7 protein-coding genes are annotated in these 6,394 nt (G+C 70.1%); 4 read left to right on the plus strand and 3 right to left on the minus strand.

From position 1 onward, the window contains the following. The first annotated feature begins 58 nt into the window (after positions 1-58). Genes ACGWYJ_RS29480 through ACGWYJ_RS29495 form a run of 4 tightly spaced genes read left to right on the plus strand, consistent with a single transcriptional unit; the run spans position 59 to position 3,453 of the window. Entirely contained in the window at positions 59-1,081 is a 1,023-nt protein-coding gene (locus tag ACGWYJ_RS29480) for an ABC transporter substrate-binding protein (protein ID WP_395109697.1), read from the plus strand. A 2-nt stretch (positions 1,082-1,083) separates the two neighbouring features. Next, positions 1,084-1,875 (plus strand): ABC transporter permease, encoded by a 792-nt coding sequence (locus tag ACGWYJ_RS29485; protein WP_395109698.1) that lies wholly within the window; start codon positions 1,084-1,086, stop codon positions 1,873-1,875. Continuing rightward, entirely contained in the window at positions 1,872-2,654 is a 783-nt protein-coding gene (locus ACGWYJ_RS29490) for an ABC transporter permease (RefSeq protein WP_395109699.1), read from the plus strand. Before ACGWYJ_RS29485 ends, ACGWYJ_RS29490 begins: the two co-directional genes overlap by 4 nt. Positions 2,655-2,667: 13 nt before the next feature. Next, on the plus strand, positions 2,668-3,453 hold the full coding sequence (locus ACGWYJ_RS29495) for an ABC transporter ATP-binding protein (protein ID WP_395109700.1): 786 nt from the start codon (positions 2,668-2,670) through the stop codon (positions 3,451-3,453). Here the strand turns inward: ACGWYJ_RS29495 and ACGWYJ_RS29500 are convergent. The 3 genes from ACGWYJ_RS29500 to ACGWYJ_RS29510 all read right to left on the minus strand — a co-directional run bounded on the left by ACGWYJ_RS29500 (position 3,416) and on the right by ACGWYJ_RS29510 (position 6,101). Further along, the gene (locus tag ACGWYJ_RS29500; protein ID WP_395109701.1) at positions 3,416-4,819 is read right to left on the minus strand and encodes an MFS transporter; all 1,404 of its coding nucleotides are present in this window, start codon (positions 4,817-4,819) and stop codon (positions 3,416-3,418) included. The genes ACGWYJ_RS29495 and ACGWYJ_RS29500 overlap by 38 nt on opposite strands. Continuing rightward, positions 4,806-5,507 (minus strand): cysteine hydrolase family protein, encoded by a 702-nt coding sequence (locus tag ACGWYJ_RS29505; RefSeq protein ID WP_395109702.1) that lies wholly within the window; start codon positions 5,505-5,507, stop codon positions 4,806-4,808. The genes ACGWYJ_RS29500 and ACGWYJ_RS29505 overlap by 14 nt, the downstream gene beginning before the upstream one ends. A 216-nt stretch (positions 5,508-5,723) precedes the next feature. Next, positions 5,724-6,101 (minus strand): hypothetical protein, encoded by a 378-nt coding sequence (locus ACGWYJ_RS29510; RefSeq protein ID WP_395109703.1) that lies wholly within the window; start codon positions 6,099-6,101, stop codon positions 5,724-5,726. Between the last annotated feature and the right edge of the window lie 293 nt (positions 6,102-6,394).

Here is a 6,394-nt window from a genome sequence, read left to right on the forward strand (position 1 = left end):
GGACAAAAGGGGTCTTCTGTGCTTGGCAAGTGGCAACTGAATACAGTAGGTTCCTGTCATGGTTGAGCTCAATGATCCGGTGCCGGCCGCCCGCGCGACGGGGGCCGTCAAGACCGCCTGGAAACGGGCCCTCACCGGCGTCGTCGCCGCCGGGATGGCCCTCGTGCTCGCCGCCTGCGGAGGCGGCTCCGGCAACGCGGACAAGGGCGCGGGCTCAGGTCTGGCGACGCTCAAGATCGGCGTCGTTCCGGCGGCGACGTTCGCCCCGCTGTTCGTCGGCGTGAAGCAGGGCATCTTCAAGAAGCACGGGGTCGACCTGAAGCTCGATGTCGGCGGCCTCGCGCCCACCATCTTCCCGCGGGTGCTGAAGGGCGAGCTCGACCTCGGGGCGAACACCTGGGGCACCCTGGTCACCGCCGGCAGCAACGGGCTGCCGCTCGTGGGGATCTCCCCGGTCGACCGCGGCGGCGACTCCGCTGGGAACGACTACCAGGGGCTGGTGGCCCGCAAGGGCGGGGTGAAGGACCTGAAGTCGCTGGAGGGCAAGACGATCGCCGTCCCGAGCCTGAAGTCCTTCACCGACTCGCAGGTGCGGTCGGTCCTCCAGGCCAACGGCGTGGACACCAGCACCATCAAGTTCCTGGCGCTCGGCTTCCCGGACATGCCCTCCGCCCTCGCCCAGGGCCGGGTCGACGCGGCGAGCGTCATCGAACCCTTCCTGTCGGGCGTGGTGAAGCAGGGCAACACGCTGCTGGCGCCCCTGTCGCGGGGCCAGGTGATGGGCTGCATCGTCACCTCGAAGAAGTTCCTGGCGGAGAACCCCAAGGCGGTGAAGGCCTTCCAGGCGGGCATGCAAGAGACCCTCGCGTACTCCAAGGCCCACCCGGACGCGGTGCGGGCGGCCCTGGTCGAGGGCATCGGTCTCCCGCCCGAATCGGCCAAGGCGATGACGCTTCCCATCTGGGCGCCGTCCGTGACCGAGGGCGACGTGCAGGCGATCGCCGACATGATGCTCAAGGTGGGCGGCGTCGACAAGCCCGTGAAGGCCGCGGACATCATGGCACCCGCGCGCGGAGACTGACCATGGCGTCATCCTTGGAGAAGGCGGCCTCGACCAGGCGAGGCGTGCTCGGCGTCGTCGGCGTCCTGCTCGCGCTGGCGGTGTGGCAGGCCCTCCCCGCGATCGGGCTGCTTCCCGAGGGGGACGTCCCCGGGGCGCTGGCGGTGCTCGGAGCCCTGGTCTCCCTGCTGGACAGCGGCGAGTTCTGGAACGCGGTGTGGGCGACCCTCGCCGGTGCCGGGCTCGGGTTCCTGATCGCCGTGGTGGCGGGCGTCGCGATCGGCACCCTCATGGGGGCCGTCGATCTGATCGGCAGCGCGCTCGGCCCGGCCGTGGAGTTCCTGCGGCCGGTCCCGGGCGTCGCCCTCATCCCCGTCGCCATCCTGATCTTCGGGCCCGGTCTGAGCAGCGACGTCGCGCTCGTGGTCTTCGGCTGCGTCTGGGTGGTGATCGTGCAGACGATCTACGGGGTCAGGGCGGTCGAGCAGGTCGCCATCCAGACGGCGACGTCGTTCCGGATGTCGCACCTCAACCGGATCAGGTACGTCCAGATCCCGAGCGCGCTCCCGTTCATCGCCACCGGCATGCGCATCGCCTCCGGCATCGCCCTCATCGTCGCCGTCACCTCCGAACTGGTCGCCGGCAACGACGGGCTGGGGTCGTCGATCGCCCTGGCCCAGTCGTCGGGACGGACCGAGGACATGTACGCCTACATCGTCACGGCCGGGCTGCTCGGCATCCTCGCGCACTTCGCGTTCGGCGGCGTCGAACGGCGCCTGCTGCACTGGCACCAGTCCCAGCGGGCCGCGGCATGAGCGCGATGAGATGGCTCACCGGCAGCCGCGCCGGGAGGATCGTGGTGCCGGTCGTGTTCAGCGCGCTCATCCTGGCCGCGATCTGGCTCTACACCGAGGCCAACGCGAGCTACACCGTCCCGACGGTCGGCGACATCCTCGTCTCGTTCAAGGACAACTGGCTCTTCGACAAGGTCGGCAGCGACGTCGTCCCGAGCCTGCGGCGGATGGCGATCGGGTTCGTGATCGCGGTCGCCGGGGGAGTGCTGGCCGGGTTCGCGCTCGGCTCGTTCCGGATCCTGGACGAGCTGTCGGCCCCGCTGGTGAACTTCCTGCGGTCCGTGCCGGCCGCGGCGCTGCTCCCGCCCGCGATCGTCATCCTGGGGATCGGCGACACCACGAAGATCGCGGTGATCGCGTTCGTCTGCTGCTGGCCGATCATCCTCAACACCCGCGACGGCGTCCGCGAGCTGGACACCACCATGCTCGCCAGCGCCACCATGTACGGGATCACCGGGCTGAACCGCTTCCTGCTGATCGTTCTCCCGGCCGTGGCGCCGCGCATCTTCGCCGGGATGCGGGTCAGCCTGTCCATCGCGATCCTGCTCCTGGTCACCAGCGAGATGGTGGCCAGCACCAACGGCATCGGCTACTTCGTGTTCCAGTCGCAGCAGATGTTCGCCGTCGACGACATGTGGGCGGGAGTCATCCTGCTGGGGCTTCTCGGGATCGTCCTGAACTTCCTGCTCGGACGTCTCGAGCGGTTCGTCCTGCGGCGGCACCGTCCCGGGCAGCACTGAGAAAGGGAAACCCGTGCTCGAAATCTCCGGACTCGGCAAGACCTACCGCAGGGGCGGCGTCGACACCAAGGCCATCGACCGGCTGGACTTCACGGTCGACGAGGGCGAGTTCGTCGGCATCGTCGGCCCGTCGGGAGCGGGCAAGACGACCCTGCTGAACTGCATGTCCGGCCTGCTCGCCCCGACCACCGGAGCGGTCCGCCTGCGCGGCGTCCCGGTCGACAGGCCCCCGCTGGAGATGGCCGTCGTCTTCCAGGACTACAGCCGCTCCCTGTTCCAGTGGTTCAACGTCCAGCGCAACGTCGAGCTGCCGCTGCGCAAGGGAGGGAAGCGGATCGCGACCGACCCCCGCGAGGCCGCCGCGAAGGCCATCGAGGCGGTCGGGCTGAAGGGCTTCGAGCGGCACTACCCCTGGCAGCTCTCCGGAGGCATGCAGCAGCGCGTCGCGATCGCGCGGGCGCTGGCGTACCAGCCGGAGGTGCTGCTGATGGACGAGCCCTTCGCCTCGGTGGACGCCCAGACGCGCGCCGAGCTGGAGGACCTGGTCCTGCGGGTGCGCAGGGAGTTCGACATCACCATCGTCCTGGTCACGCACGACATCGACGAGGCGGTCTACATGTCCGACCGGGTCGTCGTCCTCAGCCGCCCGCCGTCGACGGTGCGGGAGATCGTGCCGATCGACCTGCCCCGGCCGCGCCACCAGATCGAGACCAAGGCGCTGCCCGAGTACGCCCGGCTGCGGACCCGCGTGCACGAATCGATCATGCTTCGGGAGCCCGCCCTGGACGCGACGGCCTGACCGGTCGCCGCAGCGCGAGCAGGGTCGTGGAGGCGACGAGCATGACGCCCGCGAGCAGGGCGAAGGCCGCCGTGTAACCCGCCTGCCCCGCGATGAGGGAGCCGCCGACGAGCAGCGCGGCGACCTGGCTCCCGGCGGCTCCGCCCAGCGTCCGGGCGGCGGCGTTGACCCCCGCGGCCTCGCTGATCCGGTCGGCGGGGGCGTTGACGGTGACGGCGCCGGAGAGCGAGCTGAGCACCAGGTTCATGCCGACCCCGTGCGCGAAGAAGGCTCCCACGGCGACCTGCCACGCCTCGTCCCGCGACAGCGCGAGCCCCAGGTAGCCGGCGGCCATGATCACGATGCCCAGCATCAGCGGGATCGCGGGCGTGCGCCTGCTGAGCCGGCCGGCGGCGTACCCGGTGCCCAGGCCGCTCAGCAGCGCGGGCAGCAGCACCAGGCCGGACGTGGTGACCCCGGCGCCGAGACCGTCCGCCGCCTGGACGTACAGCGGCACCAGGAACCCGGTCGCGGCCATGCACAGGCCCAGCGCCGTCGCCAGCACGTGGACCGGCCAGATCGCGCCGTCGGCCAACCCTCGGACGTCCAGGATCGCGTCGTCCTGCCACCGTGCGCGGCGCCACCACAGGCCCAGGACGAGGGCACCGAACAGCGCCAGCGGCACCGACGCGGTCAACCAGCCGAACCTGCTTCCCTCGGAGATGGCCAGCAGGACGCACCCGAAGCCGAGGGCGACGACGAGCGCGCCGCGCCAGTCGAGCCGCCGCTCGCGGGACGGCTTGCTCGCGTGGCGCGTCGGCAGCACGCACCACAGCGAGATCGAGCCGAGCACCAGGCTGACCCCGAAGACGGCACGCCACGAGACCAGATCGCTCAGCGGGCCGCTGATGACCAGGCCCACGCTCCCGCCGATGCCGAAACCGCCGCTGATGAGGCCCACGGCCGTCGGCACCTTCGCGGGCGGCAGGACCTCCCGCGCCTGACCGAAGGCGAGGGGGAACACCGCCCCGCCCGCGCCCTGTAACACCCGGGCCACGACGAGGACCGCCAAGCTCGGCGCGGTCATGCCGAGCACGGAGCCCATCGCCGCCAGGGCCAGGGCCACCAGCAGCACCTTCGCGCGCCCGATCACATCGCCGAGCTGCCCCAGCAACGGGGTGGTGAGCGAGGTGCTCAGCATGAAGGCGCTGACCACCCACACCCCGCGAGCGGGATCGGCATGCAGATCGGCGAACATCGACGGCAGGGTCGGCACGACCATCATCTGCGTCGTCGAATAGCTGAACACGCCCAGCCCCAGCCCCGCCAGGAGGCGGCGCGGCGCCGGAGGCGTCTTCGGCGGGCCGGTCACCTCATCGCTGGACACGCTCGATGAGCTCGGACGCGGTCACCACGTCGGCATACTTCGCGTTCATCTCGAAAAGGTTAACTCCGTGGCTCAGCCTGGAACGGTCGAAACAGGCGTCCTCCACCACGAAGGTCGGGTATCCGTGAGAGTGGCCGTCGACGACGGTGGCCCGCACGCACCCGGACGTGGTCGCGCCCGTCACGACCAGGGAGTCGACGCCGCGCCGGATCAGGTACGACACCAGGGCGGTGTCGAAGAAGGCGCTCGCCTTGGGCTTGGCGAACACCAGCGCGTTCTCCGGCGGCTTGATCGCGTCCGGGATGTCCTGCGCTCCCGGGAGGTCCATCGGCGACCCGAGACCCGACAGCTCGCTCTTGACGGTCCCGCCGTAGAGGGAGGCGCCGCCGGGGAGGGCCGTGGTGTAGACGACCGGCCAGTCCTCGGCCGTGGCGAGATCGATGACCTGCTTGATGCGCGGAATCGCATCCCAGGCGCTGGGACCGCACGCGGTCGGGAACGCCGCGACGGCCTCCTCCAGGCTCTGCCCTTCGTCCCCGGTGAACGAGCGGACGACGTCGATCACCAGCAGGGCGGGACGCCGCCCCAGGCTGTTCCGGGCCGACCAGTGCCCAGGGTTGTAGCCGCCGCCGTCCCGGCTCTCGAAAAGCTCGACCCACCAGCGCTTGGCCGATGCCGAATCCGTCATGAAGTGGTTCTCCCGAAATCTCAGGTTCCGTGCCTATCTGTCACGCTTGTCACCAAGGCAACTGTATAGTGAATACATATGCTCGGCCAACGCGCACACCATCCGGCTCGCCGCCGGGATCGCGGCGAGCCGGACGCGGAGGTCACCGCCGCAAGCCGATGAACGTGGCGCCACGACGGTTCGTCAGGCTGTGATCAGCCTCCGGTTGGGGACGGCTTAGCAGGAGATGCGGACCTGGGCGGTCGAGATCGTGCCCCCAGGGCCACTGAGCCGGCCGATGTAGTTGTGGCTTCCGCTTCCTGCGCAGTTCCAGGAGGCAACGGAGCCGCCGCCGTTGTAGAACCTGTTGGAGGCGAGACCTTCCCAGCCGTACCACCGCTGGCGTTGGAGAGTGATGCTCCACGGGCCGTCGGGGCATCCGTTCACGTTGGCGCCGGTCGTGACCCAGTCGCCACTCCGCCATGGGTCGCTGAGATTGATCTGGCAGGCGGCCGTGCCCGTGTCCGCGCCGGCGGGGGCGGCGACCGCCACCGAGGCGGCCATCACGCCGCACAGACCGACCGCCACCACCTTGCTCCTGCTCTTACGCCTCATGGACACACGCTCCTTGCGGGATCCTTGATCACAGATGGCTCCTTTCCGCCGGCGCACACGTCGGTGCCCCGACCGCCTGTGGGTGACCAACGGATGGTGGGCCGACGCGCCTACCTGTTACTGCCGTCGTTCTGTCATCCACTGCGGTCTGACTGCCGCTCGCCCGTCCCAGGGTGCTGAGCAGCCGAAACGTGAGTCTTCAGGGGCGGTACGGAGCGTGCGGCGGTTCAGCGCCGTGGGTCATCGTCGAGTGGAGGCGCGTCCTTCGGGGATCGCGGGATCACCAGGTCCCT

Source organism: Actinomadura sp. SCN-SB (assembly GCF_043906805.1).
Lineage (GTDB): Bacteria > Actinomycetota > Actinomycetes > Streptosporangiales > Streptosporangiaceae > Spirillospora.

What these genes read in the sequence shown, in the direction of transcription:
- ACGWYJ_RS29480 (WP_395109697.1), top strand. Translation starts at nt 59, where the DNA reads ATGGTTGAGCTCAATGATCCGGTGCCGGCCGCCCGCGCGACGGGGGCC.
- ACGWYJ_RS29485 (WP_395109698.1), top strand. Translation starts at nt 1,084, where the DNA reads ATGGCGTCATCCTTGGAGAAGGCGGCCTCGACCAGGCGAGGCGTGCTC.
- ACGWYJ_RS29490 (WP_395109699.1), top strand. Translation starts at nt 1,872, where the DNA reads ATGAGCGCGATGAGATGGCTCACCGGCAGCCGCGCCGGGAGGATCGTG.
- ACGWYJ_RS29505 (WP_395109702.1), bottom strand. Translation starts at nt 5,507, where the DNA reads ATGACGGATTCGGCATCGGCCAAGCGCTGGTGGGTCGAGCTTTTCGAG.
- ACGWYJ_RS29510 (WP_395109703.1), bottom strand. Translation starts at nt 6,101, where the DNA reads ATGAGGCGTAAGAGCAGGAGCAAGGTGGTGGCGGTCGGTCTGTGCGGC.